The following is a 16611-nucleotide window of genomic DNA, read 5'->3' as shown; positions in this document are numbered from 1 at the left end:
AGGATTTTTTATGAAAGTTTTACTCATATCTTCGTCGGGCGGTCATTGGGTGCAGATGTGCCGTTTAAAATCCTCTTTTCAGGATTGTGAGCTTCATTTTGCTTCTACAGAGGAAAGCTATCATGAGCACCATCCGGGGCAACCTTTCTACTATATACCTGATGCATCCCGATGGAATAAGCTTAAGCTGTTATGGCAGGCCTTTGTCGTTTTAAAAACCTTGCTTAAGGTTAAGCCGGATGTGGTTTTATCTACAGGCGCTTCCGTTGGCCTGTTTGCTATAGTGTTGGGTAAAAAGCTTGGTTACCGAACTATATGGGTCGATAGCATTGCTAATTCAGAGCAGCTCTCGCTCAGTGGGCAGAAGGTTAAGCCTTATGCAGACCTGTATCTCACCCAGTGGGAGCATTTGGCTGGTAGTGATGGTCCGGAATATGCGGGGTCGGTAATATGATCTTTGTCACTGTCGGTACACAGTTACCTTTCGAACGCTTGCTAGAGACTGTCGATGCATGGGTGGCTGAACATCCTGATCAAGAAGTGTTTGCTCAGGTTGGACAGACCAAGTATAAGCCTTCGCACTTTAGAACTACGATCAGCATGTCGCCAACAGAGTATGATGATTGGCTCTCCCGCGCTGATATAATTATTGGTCATGTGGGTATGGGCACCATTATCTCCGGTGTTAAACATGCTAAACCATTGGTGTTAATGCCTCGCCATGCGGCAAAGGGTGAGCATCGAAATGATCACCAACTGGCGACGGCTAAACAATTTGGCACACTGCCTAGCGTTAATATTGTCGACTCGAATGAAGATTTTTTTGCAGTGATGGAAACATTGTTAAAGCGTAGCGAGAATGATGAAGCAGTAAAACTTGAAGTCTCATCAGGTCTGGTAAATAGAATACAGGATTTTCTGAAAAAGGATTTTGATGGTCATGACTGTACAAACGGAAACAAAGCCCGCTGATACAGCGAAAAACATAGACTCACGCTATTTCTTTGCGCTAGGCGCACTAGTTTTCTGCGTTTATGCGCCAAGTCTGGTTAATTTGTTCGAGCAATGGTGGAATAGCCCTGAATATGGCCATGGCTTGTTCATGCCTTTTGTTGTGGGGTACATGATATACAGGAAGTTGCCGTTTTTAGCGAAGGAACCCCTGCAATCTTCTGTCTTTGGTATTTTTATGCTGTTGGCGGCGTTGTCTCTTTTGTTAGCGGCGACGTTAGCGGATATCGAGTCGATAAAGCATTACAGCTTTTGTATAGCATTGTCCGGTTTAATACTTTTGTACGGTGGTTTTCGTTTTCTAAAAATAGCCCTAACTCCTCTGCTGTTATTATTTCTAGTGATTCCACTGCCCTACCTTCTGATTTCCTCCTTAACAGCGGGTTTGCAGCTTGTTTCTTCTGAATTGGGTACCGGACTGATACGCTTTTTTGGCATTCCTGTTTTTCTGGAGGGTAACATTATTGATATGGGGACCTATAAGCTTCAAGTGGTTGAAGCCTGCAGTGGCCTTCGTTATCTCTATCCCTTACTTAGTATCTCTTTACTTGTAGCCTATTTTCTAAAAACTCCGCTTTGGTTCAAGGCATTTATTGTGCTATCCACCATTCCGGTCACGATTTTTATGAACAGCCTGCGGATAGCCATTACCGGAGTTTTAGTAAATCAGTATGGAAATGAAGTAGCAGAAGGTTTTTTACACGATTTCGAAGGATGGGTAGTTTTTCTTGCTGCTTTTGTCTGCCTTATGGCAGAGGTGTGGTTGTTTAAAGCTATTTTTATTCGAAAAGGTTCGCTTCATGACCTTTTTGATTTTAGTTCCACTGAATCTTCTGAAAAAAGCGTTGTTAGTCAGCTCTCTTTGCGCTCATGTTTAAGTGCAATTGCTCTGACCTTTTTCATTGGCGGTAGTGCACTCTACCTCGCATTTAATTCAGAGTTAAGGGTTCCCGAGCGCAGCTTATTCGCTGAGTTTCCCATGCGGATTGATGGTCGTAATGTTGTTTTAGATTCCTTTGGCCAGGATGTGCTGGATATTCTCAAACCAGATGATTACTTCATTGGTAGCTATCACAACAAAGTGGATAACCCAGTTGGGTTATATATGGTCTATTACGCGCAACAAAAGGATGGAAGTGCTTTGCATTCCCCTAAAGTCTGCATCCCCGGAGGCGGGTGGGTTGTTGAGGATGAGCGTATAGAGGCTTTTAACCTCAATGGTGGTGACCTTGAGGTGAATAGGGTGGTTATCCGTAAAGGCGAACTCACTCAGTTGGTTTATTACTGGATCGATCAGATGGGCGTTTCATATACCAATGAGTATTTGGCCAGAGCTTCTCTGATCAAAAATGCGGTTATGCAAAACCGTTCAGATGGTTCATTGGTTCGAGTCAATATTGTTGTAAGTGATCAGGATTTTTTGGCGGCTGATATCCAGTTGCAAAATTTTATAAGGGGAATGTCAGGCTCCATCGGACATTTTTTACCCCAATGACGAATTTAAAGGACGGCTAGCTAATTCCAGCCCGGAGAAGGATATGTTTAATAAGAAATTGAAAGTGTTGATGCTCGTTAGTTGTCTGGCATTGACTGCCTGCCAGTCTGCGGATGAAAAGGTCGCTGTATATGTTGCCAATGCTAAAGAGCATATCGCAAAAGGTGATTATGAAGCTGCGCATATAGAGTTTCGTAATGCATTGCAGATAAATCCTAATCATGTAGAGGCGCTTTACGAAGTTACAAAAGTGTTTGAGCAAAAAAAAGATTGGGCAAAAATTCATAGGTATCTTGAGCGTGTGATAGAGCTTCAGCCTGATCACGTGGATGCGTTAGTTGCAATTGGTGGAATTGAATTAACGGCCCAGCAATTGGATAAAGCACTGGAGCGTAGTGAAAAAGCAATGAGAGTCGCACCTGGTTCCGCAAAAGTAAGGTCTTTTCACTCGGTTGTGCTTTTTAAACTAGGCGATGCTGAAGGGGGAGTCAGAGAAGCGCTTGAGTCCCTGAAAATTGATCCTGAGAATATTGATGCCATATTATTGCTAGCTTCAGAGCGCTTGAAGGCAGGTGATTCATTAGGTGCTTTGGATTATTTAAATGAAGCAGACAAGCAAGATAACATTCTTGTTCAACTTATGAAGGTAAGAGCCTTTAATGAGCAGAAAAATTTAGCCGGAGCGACTCAAACCTTTGAAGAGTTAATTAAACAGTATCCTCAAGACGAAAAATATTATTTGGCTTTGGCAAAACAGTTTCTTCTTTTCGGGGAAAGGGAAAAAGCGGATCAGGTTTTGCAACGAGCCTTGACTGACTTGCCAGATAATATAGAAGTTAAACTTTCTTATGCTAATTTTTTAAAGGAGTTCTATGGGCTTGGTAGGGCGGTAGCGCTAATTAAGCAGGAACTTATTTATCATCCTGAAGATCTTAAACTTAATTTTGCGTTAGTTGAGCTTTACGAGCAATCCCCTCACGGGAATGACTCGAAAGAGCTGCTTTTGAAAATTGCAGCTTTCAGCAACCAGGAAGCTCGCTTAAAAGCTTTAAATCATCTGGCAAAAATTGAATATCAAGCAGGAAATCTTTCTTCTGGGGACCAATACGTTAAGCAGGTATTAGTGCTGGATAAAAGCAATCAGGAAGCTATCGTATTGAATGCTCAAAGATCAATGGTAAAGGGGGATTTAGCTAAGGCTATTTCCACTCTTCGGGAAGTCTTGCGAGATAACCCTTCATCAAGTGTTATATTAGGCTTATTGGGCCAGGCTCATGAGGCGCAAGGTAAAATTGAGCTAGCACTCGATCACTATAGTCAGGCTTATGAGGTAGACTCAGGTAATAAATTGATTCTTGAGTCTTATGCAAAGATCCTCTTATCGCAAAGGCAATATACGAAGTTAGAAAGTGTAATTGAAAAATACCTCCATCTTAATCCACGTGATATCAATGCTCTCAAAATATCCGCTCAGGTAAAGCTTACGCTAAGAAAATGGGGTGAAGCTCAAGCAATAGCAGATCGTATCGATAAACTGAATATTGAAGCGGATGAAGCTGAACAGATACGTGGGGCAGCTTTGCTGGGCCAAAAGAGGAATTTAGAGAGTATTGAGGCTTTTGAGCGCGCGTATGAGGCTTCTCAGAGTAAAGTAAAGCCTATGAGAGCACTTGTTGGTTCATATGTGGCGGCAAAGCAAATAGATAATGCGGTTAGCTTTTTGAAGTCCGTATTAGAAAAAGATACTGATAACAGGGAGGCTCTATCTTTGCTAGCTCAGGTTTACTTCCTTATTGATAAAAGGGAGGAAGCGGAGAAACTGCTGGTTGAAGGTATGAACAACTATCCTAAAGAAGGAACTTTTTATCGACAACTTTCTGGCTTTCTAAGTAGGGAATCCAGAATAAGTGAAGCCTTAGAAGTCTTAGATAGAGGGATAGTAAACGTTGATGATAGTCTATCACTTGAACTTTACAAAGCTGGTCTGCAGGAGAATCGAGGTGACTTCTTGGGTGCGATTAAAACCTACGAAAAGCTACTATTACAAAAGCCCAATTTTGATATTGCTGCAAATAATCTTGCAGTAATTCTATCCTCCGATGAACATCTTGATCTCAAGCGTGCAAAGTCTTTAGCAAAGCGTTTTAGAAACTCTAAAATTCCATACTTTTTAGATACCCTCGGCTGGATCTACTATTTAGAAGGGGACACTAATAATGCTCTTTATTATCATGAAAGTGCGGTTGAAGCTATGCCTGAATTTGCTGAATTTAGATATCATCTGGGAATGAGTTATAGGGCTGCTGGCGAATCTGTTCGTGCTAAGCAAGAACTGGAAAAAGCATTGGAACTTGCTAAAAGCGAAACGCACTTGTGGGAAGATGAAGTGTCTAAAATCGTAGATCAGATGTAGCGATAGAGGTAATTCAGTGTACGAAGCGTTTTACGGATTCAAAGAAAAACCGTTTACCCTGCAAACCAACCCGGGACTTCTTTATATGGGGGGGGTGCATACTGCGGCGTACTCTATGCTTGAGTATGGGTTGTTGAACCAGGCCGGTTTTACTGTAATTACGGGTGAAATTGGCTGTGGTAAAACAACTCTCCTGGCCCGTGTTTTAGAGGGCATAGGCTCTCGGCAGGTGCTGGGGTGTATCAACCATACTCACGAAAATATGGGTGACCTTTTACCCTGGGTATTACATGCTTTTGGCTTAGATTACAGCGCGGAAAGTCAGATTAAGCAGTATGACATTTTTAAGAACTTCCTTATAAAATCGAAACGTAAAGGTCATACGGTTATTCTCGTCGTAGACGAAGCGCAGAATCTTTCTTTGAGCTTGCTTGAAGAACTGAGAACTCTCTCCAATGTGAACTTTGGTGCAGACCAGTTGTTGCAGATTATCTTGGTGGGTCAGCCTGAACTTCGGGATAAGCTAAAACACCCCAACTTACGGCAGTTTGTTCAGCGAATCGCTGTTGATTATCATATTCCTTCTTTGGATCGGGGGGAAACGGCTAAATATATTGAGCATCGCCTTAAAGCGGTAGGCCGTTCAGAGCCTTTATTTACAGTCAAAGCTCTGGGCATGATTAACTACTTAAGCGATGGTGTTCCGCGGGTCATTAATGTGATTTGCGATACAGTGCTTTCCTATGGTTTTGCTGATGGCAAACAGGAAATTGATGAACGTTACATCGTGAGTGTTATAAAAGACAGGGCTGAGGGTGGTTTGCTAGCTCTGGGCTTTGAACCGAAAAAGAAGGGAGCTTCCAAACTCCCTTCTCAAAACTCCATTTTAGGTTCTGAACGATTAGACGCATTGACCTCAGCTTAGAGGGATCTCATGCTTTTTAATCATGTCATATAGGGTTGGCCTTGAAATACCCAAAAGTTTTGCTGCTGCTGATAGATTATTAGTAGCGGCAATGGCTTGAGTTATAGCCCCAATTTCAGCATGTGTTCGAGTTTCTTTTAACGTTTTGAGTTGGTCGGTTGATACCCCTTCTGCTTTTTGCTCTATAAGCAGTTCATCCATACCCAGATAATTGTTATTACACATGATAGCGCTGGTTTTTAGGCGATTCTCCATTTCGCGGACGTTGCCGGGCCAGTCATACTGATTAATGGCATTGAGCGCCTCTTCAGTGAATCCTTTGATATTCAGGTTGTTTTCCTGATTTACTCGATCCAGAAAATGTCGTGCTAAAAGAGTCTTGTCGCCTTGTCTGTTTCTCAAGGGAGGGATGTCTATCTCCATTTCGCAAATACGATAGAACAGGTCTTCCCTGAAATCGCCTGACTCGATCATGGACTTGAGATTTTTGTTTGTGGCACATACAACCCGGACATCGATCTCAATCTCCTTTACTCCCCCTACGCGTTGTATCACTCGCTGTTGAAGGAAGCGTAATAGCTTAACCTGAAGGCTTGGCGGCATATCGCCGATTTCATCAAGAAAGAGTGTGCCGCCTTCAGCGGCTTCTATTTTCCCTATGGTTTGTTTTATCGCGCCTGAAAACGCACCTTTTTCATAACCGAATAGCTCGCTTTCCATGAGGTTGTCAGGTATTGCAGCACAGTTAATGGCCATGAATGGTTTATCAGCCCGCTCACTAAGGTTGTGAAGAGCTTTGGCGATTACTTCTTTGCCCACACCGCTTTCGCCAAGAATTGTACATGTAATAGGTGTAGGGGCGATTTTTCTTACTAGATTACAAACATCCAGCATGGTTGGATCTGCGGTAATAAGGTTTGGGATGCTGCTTGAAGATGATATACGTTTTTGTCTGTTTTTCTCTTCGAGCGAATGAACTCGAATAACTCGCTCAATAATTAGATCGAGTGTGTCAGTGTTGATTGGTTTAGGGAAAAAGTCATAAGCCCCTAATTCAATTGCTCTCAGAGCATTTTTTTCTTCTGAGCGCCCTGTCATGACCAAAATTTTACAATTGGGTTGAAGGCTAAGTAATGATTGGATGCACTTCATGCCTTCTGAGACTCCATCAGGGTCAGGAGGAAGCCCTAAGTCCTGTAAAATAATGGTCGGGGTGTACTGCTTAGCTGCCGTTAGTGCTTCCGCGCGGGTGCTTGCTGTAATTATTTCATATTGGTCGAAGTGCCAGCAGAGCTGCTTTAATAGTCCCTCATCGTCTTCAACGATTAGGATTGTAGGTTGATCAATATTATTCATATGTATCACTAAAATGTGCTAGCTCAATTTTGAAAGTGGTGCCTTTACCAGGTTGGCTGCTGACTGCAAGGTTTCCGCCCAGTTGCTGTATGTAGTCACGGGTCAGATAAACACCAATTCCCATTCCAAGGTCTGTTTTTGTGGATTCAAAAGGCTTGAAGAGTTTGTCTCGTATAAAGGTTGAGCTCATACCCACGCCAGTATCGCGGATTACAAGGTAGATCTTGTTTCCGGTTTGGGTTGCATCGATGAAAATGTTGCCGTCATCCGGTGTGGCGTCTTGAGCATTCTTAATGAGGTGTGAAATAGACATCATCAACCGCTCTTTATCTGCCAGAACAGTGAAATCGCTTCCGGAATAGCTTAATTCAGGATGAGGAGTGTTATTGATATTGTGTTGTATGGCCTGTTTAATAACCTTTTGAAGATTGGTTTGTTCCAGATCTTCAGGTTTATTGCTTTTTAACTTGTATAACAGTGCTTTCATCCGTTTTACGGAGTTTTGAACAGTGCTGATCGCGTCGGCAACAAAAGCGGGATTTGAAATATGCTTATCTGCATTTTTAACGACCAGATCTTGTTGAGCAATCAGGTTGTTAAGATCGTGCATAACAAATGAGCTCAGCTTGTTATAGACATTGAGCTGCAATTGTTCTTCCAGCTTTTCTTCTTGTATATGCAGTTTAATGTGGGCGGCTAGCTGTGAGCCGATTGTTCTGAGTAAATCCAAATCCTCCCAGGTGGGGCGTTGGTCCTGAATACGGGTTAGCGCAACAAAAGCAATGACTTCATTATTGGTTAAAAGGGGCGAGATAATCCATAGGTCTGGGATGTCAGGCGCCCATGCTGGTAGTGAGTTATTGTGTGCTCCTATCTCTTCAGAGCAAGTCGCAGCAGGGTAAAAGATCCAATCATGATGAATCATACAGTTTACAAATTCTGAGTCTGCTGGTTCCGCAAGCAGATTGATATCACCAAAGTCTTTCGTAGAAAATTTGGGGGTAAAGCTAGAGTCGCTTTTCACCCAGATCATGCCGTGATCGCAATTAAATGCTTTTGTCATGATCTCTAGCGAAAGTTCATAGGGAGATCTATCGCTGTTCTGAGAAAGGATATTGCTGATTTTTAGCCACTCTTCCCGATAGTTGTATACATGGCTATAAAAGTGCTTGTTAATAAATACAACTATTTCTGCGCGAACTTTTCTTGATGTGTAAACCGTTACGATGGCAAAAACGGCCGTAAAAGTTACAAAAATAAACAGTGTGTTTAACCAGCTTCCGCTTAGGCTTTGAATATAGTATCCACCCAGAAAAATCAGGGTTAATAAAAGAGCAGACGTTAAAAGAGTTGAGCCATAAAAAGCGGCTTTCTGAGATAGTTTTATCGTAGAAGGGGGTGTTTCATGTGACCCAGGTAGAACCATCAAACCTATGGCCATTATAAAGCAGGCCGCTAGATACACGGATGCGCGTAAGTGGGTTAATTCTACCTTATTACTGGAATCAAACATTGAGTAAGAGTGATAAAACAGATCATAGAAGAGCAGAATTCCTATGCTGATACTCAGCATTTTAATTTGCCTGTCATGACTGCTGAAGCGATAAAGCTTTTCTGTGCACCAAATAGTGGAAAAAGTGAGTCCCAGTGCTAGCAGACTGCCTAAAGCGGGGTTGATTGTTATACCAAGGTAAGGGAGTAAGCAAACAGATAGGGTAATACCCCAGGCAAGCCAGAAAATGCTTTGATGAACTTTTAGTTGTTCTTGTGAACTGGATTCAGGGAAGGCGCGTGATATTGCCAGTATCCAGATACTGTAGTGCATGCACTCGAAAAAAAGACTTAGGCTACCCTGAAAATTAAGGTTTCCGTCAGAAGGGGATAGACTAAACAGCCAAAATGAATTGAAAAGTGCAGCCAGTGTAAGGGAATAGCAGCTACGTTTGCGATAAAACTGAATAGCAAATACGAATGCAAGTGATACAGAAATAATACTTGCACCAAAAAAGGGAGTTATCCAAGACAGCATATCTGAAGATTCTTTGTGGATCTAAAGATTGAAATTGCCTGGAATTGATTGTGAAAAAGAAAATAATAGTAAGCGTTGCTTATTCATAGCAATATATCCCTATAATTCTATATAGTGCTCATACCCTTTAGGGTTTGTACATCCACTGTTTGAGATAGGATTATATCATCAAGATTGTCGGATTATATTGTTTCTAAGTGAAATAAATATAAAGTTGCAGTCTCAAAGATAAACTATTCAGATACCCCCTGATGGATTTGCTTGTAACCTACCTAAATATTGCACTTTTAATTTTTCTTGCGGAATTTGGTGATAAAAGCCAACTGGTATGCATGACCTTGTCAGCCAGGTACCGTGCGTTACCTGTTCTGGTTGGAAGTATCGCTGCTTTCTCTGCATTAAACCTTTTGGCGGTTCTGTTTGGAGCGACAATCAGCCTGTATCTTCCTGATGCTTTGATTTTTGGGCTGGTGGGGATATTGTTTTTGATATTTGGTATTCAGTCACTCCGAGCGGAGGATGAGGAGGACGAAGGCGAGCTTAAAATGGGTAGGCACCTTCTTCTTTCGGTCTTTACGTTGATCTTCCTTGCGGAGCTGGGGGATAAAACCCAGTTGTCTGTTGCGGGGCTGGCTGCGGTTGAGAACACCTGGGTGGTTTGGTTCGCAGGAACCTCGGCTTTATGTGTAACTACCTTGTTGGGCGTATGGGTAGGTCGGGTGTTGATCCAAAAGCTTTCCATTATGTGGATACATCGCGGTGCGGGTGTGCTTTTTATTATTTTTGCGGGTATCGCTTTCTGGCAGTTAGCTCAGTTGGTGCTTTGAGGTGAGTATGGTTCATGGGTTTCTGATTTTGTTGGTGTGTCAGCTCTTAGGGGAGTTGATGGTGACGCTATTGGAGGTGCCTATCCCTGGCTCAGTCGTTGGTATGGTGCTGTTGCTCATTGGGCTGATAATCCGGGGGGAGGTACCTGAGGGGCTTCGCCTGACTGGAGAGGGATTACTTAAAGTGCTGCCTTTGTTGCTTGTGCCGGCGGGCGTAGGCTTGATGACTCATTTTGAGCTGCTCTCTGTGTATTGGGGGGAATTATTGATTGCGTTGTTTGTGAGCACCCTGGTAACCATGTTTGTTGTGGCCTTGCTACTGAAGCTGCTTTCGAAAGAAAAGGCAGTATCAGGTAATAATTCGGGAGAGGGCGATGATTGAGTTTTGGAATCACTTCCAATCTTTCCCTGTGTTATGGCTGGTGGTTACACTGGTGGTCTTTCTCTGTGCTTCATGGGTCAATGCTAAAGCGGGTAAAACTCCTTTTCTCCACCCCGTTTTGGTTTCTTTGTCGTTGATCATTGTTGTACTGAAGCTTACCGAGACTGATTATCCGACTTATATGCAGGGTGGGCAGTATATTCATCTGCTTTTAGGGCCTGCGGTTGTTGCTTTAGCTATCCCGCTTTATGACAACCTGGCGACTGTTAAACGTTTGTTGCTGCCTCTGCTGGTGGGTTGTGTTGTTGGGGCAATCGTAGCCGCTGTTTCAGCGATCATGATTGGTGTTGCGTTTGGCTTGAGTGATCAGTTGTTGCTAACACTGGCCCCTAAGTCGGTGACTTCACCGATTGCCATTGCTGTGGCTGAGAAAATGGGGGGCTTTCCTTCGTTGGCGGCAGGTCTGGTATTAATAACAGGGGCCATGGGTTGTTTGATTGCGCCGTTCGTTTATCGGGTTCTGGGTATAAAAGATGAGTCGGTGAAAGGTTTTGTGCTCGGTGTAGGCGCGCATGCCATGGGTACGGCTTTTGCCTTTGAATACGGTATGGTAGCAGGTGCATTTGGTGGCTTGGCTATGGGGATGACCGGGGCATTTACGGCGTTTATGTTGCCTGTTTTGGTGCCTTTGCTGGGGTTGTGATCAGTTAACTATTAATCGCGACGAGGGCGTCGCTCCCACAGGGAGTGAGTGGTAGGAGGCGCATCTTGCGGCGAGGCTTATGCTAATTAATCGCGACGGTGGCACCCAAGAGGCATGCAACGTCGCTCCCACAGTCTTCTTCTTAGGGCATAGCAAATGCCTCTCCGCTGGGTGGTGATTTTTTTGTAGGAGGCGCGCCCCCGCGGCGAGATGATTTACTCGCTTCTCTAAGCTCATTCCTAGACTCTTAAATAAACCCCCCTCCTTATGTTGCATTTGCTAAATGGTGCTTTCGCCGGTAAAGTTCGCGCTGTTTAAAAAGTAGATCAAACTGGCACTCTCTTATGACTCCATTAGAAAGATACAAGCAAGACCTCAAGCGGGATGACTTCTCTTATGATCCAGCCCAGGAGATGGCTGTAGAGCATTTGCAGCGTCTTTATGATGATCTTGTCGCAGCGCAGAAAGAAGCGCCTAAAGTTGGTTTGATGGGACGCCTGAAGAGCAAGCTTAAAAAGCCGGAGGTCAAAGAACCGGTTAAAGGTTTGTACTTCTGGGGTGGGGTAGGTCGTGGTAAGACTTACCTGATGGATACTTTTTACGACAGTCTTCCGTTTGAGCAGAAGATGCGTACTCACTTCCACCGCTTTATGCAGCGTGTACATGCTGAGCTTAAAGAACTGGATGGTACGGCTAACCCGTTAGTTGAGATTGGTAAAAAATACGCTCAGGAAGCAAGAATTATCTGTTTCGATGAGTTCTTTGTTACAGATATCACCGATGCCATGATTCTGGGTGGTCTTTTGCAAGAGCTATTCAAAAATGGCGTGGCTTTGGTTGCGACTTCGAATATTGTACCTGATGGGCTTTATAAGGACGGTTTGCAGCGTGCGCGCTTCCTTCCTGCGATCGATATGCTTAATCGCTACACAGAAGTTGTAAATGTGGATGGTGGTGTCGACTACCGTTTGCGAGCATTGGAGCAGGCTGAGCTTTATCACTTCCCATTAGATGATGAGGCAGATAAGAGCCTTAACCGAAGCTTTGAAAGCCTTGCACCTGATCTGGAAGAGGTGGTTGAAGCTGAGGTTCTGGATATCAATGGCCGTAATATGCAAACACGCCGTTGCTGTGAAGACGTTGTCTGGTTTGATTTTAAGGAACTGTGTGAAGGACCTCGTTCACAGAATGATTACATCGAGCTGGGTAAGATTTTTCATGCTGTAATGGTGGGTAACGTACCGCAGCTTGGTCGCTCAAATGATGATGCGGCGCGCCGATTCATCAATATGGTCGATGAGTTCTATGATAGCGGCGTTAAGCTGATCATCAGTGCTGAGAAGCCTATCCATGAGATCTATTCAGAAGGGCGTCTGGAGTTCGAAATCGAACGAACTCAGAGTCGTTTGCTAGAGATGCAGTCGCATGAGTACCTGGCTCGCGAGCATAGGGCTTAAAGCAAGCTGAGACTAAATATTGAAAAATGCGCCTTATGGCGCATTTTTTTCGCGACGAGGGTACCCAAGGGGCATAGCAACGTCGCTCCCAGAGGAGCTATTCGATGTAGGAGGCGCGCCCTCGCGGCGAGGTTTATGTCAGTTAATCGCGTTGAGTTGCCGTTCATAGGGTGAATCCTCTGTGTGGGTGGTGCATCTTGCGCCGATTTTCGAGGCAGGTACCCCCGTCGCGATTTGAATCTGGTTTTATTGTGTTTCTGGTTGCTTTTTCCCTTGCGGCATCTGGTAACCATATATATAATGCGCGCTCCCAAAGTTTAGGTTTGCTTAAATTTTGGGCAAAGAGAGTTGTCTTAAGTCACTTGAGGCAACAAATAATTATAAGTCAGATCGGTCGATTTTATTAATAAAATCAACGAGATCTGAGCCAAGTAAAAGGCTATACAGATGAAAACATTCGTCGCTAAGCCAGCCGAAGTAAAACGCGACTGGTACGTTGTTGACGCAGAAGGTAAAACTCTGGGTCGTCTGGCTACTGAAATTGCACGCCGTCTGCGTGGTAAGCATAAGCCAGAATACACTCCACACGTTGATACTGGTGACTACATCGTAGTTGTTAACGCTGAGAAAGTAGGCGTTACTGGTAACAAGCGTAAGGATAAAACTTACTACCACCACACTGGCTTCCCAGGTGGTCTGAAAGAAGCTTCTTTCGAAAAAATGGTAGAAACTTTCCCTGAGCGCACTATCGAGCTGGCTGTTAAAGGCATGCTGCCAAAAGGTCCTCTGGGTCGCGCTATGTACGCTAAGCTGAAAGTTTACGCTGGTGCAGAACATCCGCACCAGGCTCAGCAGCCTAAAGAACTGAACATCTAAGGGGAAGGAAAATCATGTCTACTACACAGTATTACGGTACAGGTCGTCGTAAAACTTCTACTGCTCGTGTTTTCCTGCGTCCAGGTACAGGTGCAATCACAATTAACAACAAAGCTATCGAAGAGTACTTCGGTCGTGAAACAGCTCGCATGATCGTTCGTCAGCCACTAGAACTGACTAACAATCTGGAAGCTTTCGACGTTGTGGTTACTGTAAAAGGCGGCGGCGGCTTCGGTCAGGCTGGTGCAATTCGTCACGGTATCACTCGTGCCCTGATGGAATTCGATGAGACTCTGCGTCCAGCACTGCGTGAAGCGGGTTACGTTACTCGTGACGCTCGTATGGTTGAGCGTAAGAAAGTTGGTCTGCGTAAAGCACGTAAGAAGCCACAGTTCTCCAAGCGTTAATTTCGCCGAGAAATCCGGATTCAGAAAAAACGCCTACTCCTTTGGGAGCAGGCGTTTTTTTTTGCCATGTATCAAGTCAATACTTTGGCCTAACTTGCCCCGAAAAACGGTAATTCACCTTGTAAGAAAGGGGTAATTTCTTTACTATTTGGGCCATTTTTAAGATAGACGAATTCGTAGCTTTACAATTCTTAGCGGCCAGCTTATTTCAGCACCTGCTGAAATAAAAAATAAGGTCGATTGAGGGGAGATAATCTTAATGAGCAATGATGGCGTGAATAAGGGTCGGCGCCGTCTCCTGATCGGTGCTACATCCGCAGTTGGTGCGGTTGGTGCTGTAGGAGCAGCTGTCCCATTCGTAGCTTCCTGGAACCCAAGTGCAAAGGCAAAAACTGCTGGTGCGCCTGTTAAGGTGGACGTAAGTAAGTTGGAGCCTGGTCAGCAGACGGTTGTTAAATGGCGTGGTAAGCCAGTATGGATTGTTCGCCGCGGCGAAGAAGCCCTGGCGAATCTGGCTAAGCTAGATAACCTGCAGGATCCAAATTCGGAAAATGCGGCACAGCAGCCTGATTACATTCCAAAAACTCCAGCGCGTGCACTACGTGAAGATATCGCTGTATTGGTTGGTATCTGTACGCACCTGGGCTGTTCTCCGACATACCTACCTGAGGTGGGTGTTGCTTCAGGACAGGGTGAAGACTGGGTTGGCGGTTACTACTGCCCATGCCACGGTTCTCGTTTTGACCTGTCTGGTCGTGTAATGAATGCTTCCCCGGCTCCAAGTAACCTTGTGATCCCGCCTCATCACTATGAGAGCGACAATGTGATCATCGTTGGTGTAGATCAGGAGACTGCATAATGGCTGGCACTCGTAATAAAGGAAACCCAGGTATCATGGGTTGGATTGATGATCGTTTCCCTGCGACAGCAATGTGGGAAGATCACCTGTCTAAATACTACGCACCAAAGAACTTCAACTTCTGGTATTTCTTTGGTTCCCTGGCACTGTTAGTGCTGGTTAACCAGATCCTGACGGGTATCTGGCTGACTATGTCTTACAACCCTTCTGCGGAAGGTGCGTTTGCGTCTATCGAATATATCATGCGTGACGTTGAATACGGTTGGTTGCTGCGTTATATGCACTCCACCGGTGCGTCTGCATTTTTCGTAGTTGTTTACCTGCACATGCTGCGTGGCATGATGTACGGTTCATACCGTAAGCCTCGTGAGCTGGTATGGCTGTTTGGTATGACAATCTACCTGGCGCTGATGGCTGAAGCATTCATGGGCTACCTGCTACCATGGGGACAGATGTCTTACTGGGGTGCGCAGGTAATCGTATCTCTGTTTGCTGCTGTTCCATACATTGGTCCTGAGCTGGCTGAGTGGATTCGTGGTGACTACCTGATCTCAGGTATCACTCTGAACCGTTTCTTCTCTCTGCACGTTGTTGCTCTGCCAATCGTACTGCTGGCGCTTGTTGTACTGCACATTATTGCTCTGCATGAAGTGGGTTCTAACAACCCAGATGGTATCGAGATCAAAGACAACAAAGATGAGAACGGCGTACCTGTTGATGGTATTCCATTCCACCCTTACTACTCTGTTAAAGATATTGTGGGTGTGGTTGTGTTCTTGTTTGTGTTCTGTGCGGTTATCTTCTTCTTCCCTGAAGGTGGCGGTTACCTGATTGAAGCACCTAACTTCGAGCCTGCTAACCCGCTGAAAACGCCTGAGCATATAGCGCCTGTTTGGTACTTCACGCCATTCTACGCGATGCTGCGTGCGATTCCGCCAATTCTGGGTTCTCAGTTCCCAGGTGTTGTTGTGATGGGTGCAGCGATTGCTATCCTGTTTGTACTGCCTTGGCTGGATCGTAGCCCTGTTAAGTCTATTCGTTACAAGGGCTGGATGAGTAAGGTGATGCTGGTCATCTTCTGTGTGAGCTTCGTCATCCTTGGTTACCTGGGTGTTGTTTCTTCTACACCGACTCGTACACTGGTGGCTCAGATCTGTACTGCGCTTTACTTCGCATACTTCTTCCTGATGCCGTTCTACACCAGAATGGAAAGTACTAAACCGGTTCCAGAAAGGGTTACAGGCTAATGAAAAAGTTTCTTATTGCATTAGTAGTGGCGATGCTGCCGATGACAGCATTTGCCGCAGGTGGCGCTAAAGGTCACCTAGATGAGATGGATGTTGATCTGCATAACCAGGCATCTCTGCAGCGTGGTATGAAGACATTCGTAAACTACTGCTTGGGCTGTCACTCTGCTGAATATCAGCGCTATGAGCGTGCAGCAGTGGATCTGGGTATGAACCCTGAGCTTGTAGCTGAGCACATGATCTTTGGTGATACCAAGGTTGGTGAGCAGATGACAATCTCTATGTCTAAAGCGGATGCTGGTAAGTGGTTCGGTAACCCTCCACCAGATCTGACTCTGGAAGCGCGTCTGCGTGGTCCTGACTGGTTGTACACTTACCTGCGCAGCTTCTATGCTGATGATTCCCGTCCATGGGGCGTGAACAACGCAGTATTTAAAGATGTGGGTATGCCTAACGTGTTGGGTCCATTACAGGGTGTTGTTACAGCAAACTGTTCTTGGGAAGACATGAATTTGCATGGTATGAGTGGCGGTAATGAAATTGATCCGCTGACAAATACACCGCTGAGCAATTGTGCATCTGTTCAAGAAGGTACTGGCGAGTTGTCTCCAGAAGAGTTCGACA

At 44.8% G+C, this 16611-nt stretch carries 16 protein-coding genes; 14 read left to right on the top strand and 2 right to left on the bottom strand.

What is annotated here, in order from left to right; all coding sequences use genetic code 11:
• The first annotated feature begins 10 nt into the window (after window positions 1–10).
• From MED92_RS07195 to MED92_RS07175, 5 genes are read left to right on the top strand one after another with little or no spacing between them, the layout of a single operon-like run.
• On the top strand, window positions 11–454 hold the full coding sequence (locus MED92_RS07195) for a glycosyltransferase family protein (protein WP_007020861.1): 444 nt from the start codon (window positions 11–13) through the stop codon (window positions 452–454).
• On the top strand, window positions 451–972 hold the full coding sequence (locus MED92_RS07190; RefSeq protein WP_007020860.1) for a glycosyltransferase: 522 nt from the start codon (window positions 451–453) through the stop codon (window positions 970–972). Before MED92_RS07195 ends, MED92_RS07190 begins: the two co-directional genes overlap by 4 nt.
• Window positions 941–2506 carry a VPLPA-CTERM-specific exosortase XrtD gene (gene xrtD / locus MED92_RS07185; RefSeq protein WP_007020859.1) on the top strand — a complete coding sequence of 522 codons (1566 nt, stop codon included), beginning with the start codon at window positions 941–943 and terminating at the stop codon, window positions 2504–2506. The genes MED92_RS07190 and xrtD overlap by 32 nt, the downstream gene beginning before the upstream one ends.
• A gap of 43 nt (window positions 2507–2549) precedes the next feature.
• Entirely contained in the window at window positions 2550–4919 is a 2370-nt protein-coding gene (locus MED92_RS07180) for a tetratricopeptide repeat protein (protein WP_007020858.1), read from the top strand.
• Between the two features lie 16 nt (window positions 4920–4935).
• Window positions 4936–5844 (top strand): ExeA family protein, encoded by a 909-nt coding sequence (locus MED92_RS07175; RefSeq protein WP_007020857.1) that lies wholly within the window; start codon window positions 4936–4938, stop codon window positions 5842–5844.
• Here the strand turns inward: MED92_RS07175 and prsR are convergent.
• Together prsR and prsK are read right to left on the bottom strand one after the other, a co-directional pair.
• On the bottom strand, window positions 5836–7200 hold the full coding sequence (gene prsR, locus MED92_RS07170) for a PEP-CTERM-box response regulator transcription factor (RefSeq protein WP_007020856.1): 1365 nt from the start codon (window positions 7198–7200) through the stop codon (window positions 5836–5838). The two genes, MED92_RS07175 and prsR, sit on opposite strands and share 9 nt — an antisense overlap.
• On the bottom strand, window positions 7193–9229 hold the full coding sequence (gene prsK, locus MED92_RS07165; protein ID WP_007020855.1) for an XrtA/PEP-CTERM system histidine kinase PrsK: 2037 nt from the start codon (window positions 9227–9229) through the stop codon (window positions 7193–7195). Before prsK ends, prsR begins: the two co-directional genes overlap by 8 nt.
• A gap of 251 nt (window positions 9230–9480) precedes the next feature.
• Here prsK and MED92_RS07160 point away from each other — a divergent pair, with 251 nt between their 5' ends.
• From MED92_RS07160 to MED92_RS19085, 9 genes are all read left to right on the top strand, one after another.
• Window positions 9481–10056: a TMEM165/GDT1 family protein gene (locus tag MED92_RS07160; RefSeq protein WP_007020854.1), complete on the top strand. Its 576-nt coding sequence runs from the start codon at window positions 9481–9483 to the stop codon at window positions 10054–10056.
• Window positions 10057–10063: 7 nt separating this feature from the next.
• Window positions 10064–10438, top strand: a complete 375-nt coding sequence (locus MED92_RS07155; protein WP_007020853.1) for a CidA/LrgA family protein — start codon at window positions 10064–10066, stop codon at window positions 10436–10438.
• Entirely contained in the window at window positions 10431–11141 is a 711-nt protein-coding gene (locus MED92_RS07150; RefSeq protein ID WP_007020852.1) for an LrgB family protein, read from the top strand. Before MED92_RS07155 ends, MED92_RS07150 begins: the two co-directional genes overlap by 8 nt.
• Window positions 11142–11485: 344 nt before the next feature.
• A complete protein-coding gene (gene zapE, locus MED92_RS07145; protein WP_007020851.1) occupies window positions 11486–12598 on the top strand; it encodes a cell division protein ZapE in 1113 nt (370 codons plus the stop codon).
• Between the two features lie 447 nt (window positions 12599–13045).
• Complete coding sequence (gene rplM, locus MED92_RS07140) at window positions 13046–13474, top strand: 50S ribosomal protein L13 (RefSeq protein WP_007020850.1); 429 nt, start codon at window positions 13046–13048, stop codon at window positions 13472–13474.
• Window positions 13475–13488: 14 nt separating this feature from the next.
• Window positions 13489–13881 (top strand): 30S ribosomal protein S9, encoded by a 393-nt coding sequence (rpsI, locus tag MED92_RS07135; protein ID WP_007020849.1) that lies wholly within the window; start codon window positions 13489–13491, stop codon window positions 13879–13881.
• A gap of 259 nt (window positions 13882–14140) precedes the next feature.
• Window positions 14141–14740, top strand: a complete 600-nt coding sequence (gene petA / locus MED92_RS07130) for a ubiquinol-cytochrome c reductase iron-sulfur subunit (protein ID WP_007020848.1) — start codon at window positions 14141–14143, stop codon at window positions 14738–14740.
• Complete coding sequence (locus MED92_RS07125; protein ID WP_007020847.1) at window positions 14740–15987, top strand: cytochrome b; 1248 nt, start codon at window positions 14740–14742, stop codon at window positions 15985–15987. Before petA ends, MED92_RS07125 begins: the two co-directional genes overlap by 1 nt.
• Window positions 15987–16611: cytochrome c1 (locus MED92_RS19085; RefSeq protein WP_007020846.1), on the top strand; the 625-nt coding region annotated here is incomplete at its 3' end. The genes MED92_RS07125 and MED92_RS19085, both read left to right, overlap by 1 nt.

The sequence above is a fragment of the Neptuniibacter caesariensis genome (assembly GCF_000153345.1).
Taxonomy (GTDB): Bacteria; Pseudomonadota; Gammaproteobacteria; order Pseudomonadales; family Balneatricaceae; genus Neptuniibacter; species Neptuniibacter caesariensis.
Note: the sequence above shows the minus strand (reverse complement) of the source record. Positions and strands in the feature narration are given on the sequence as shown.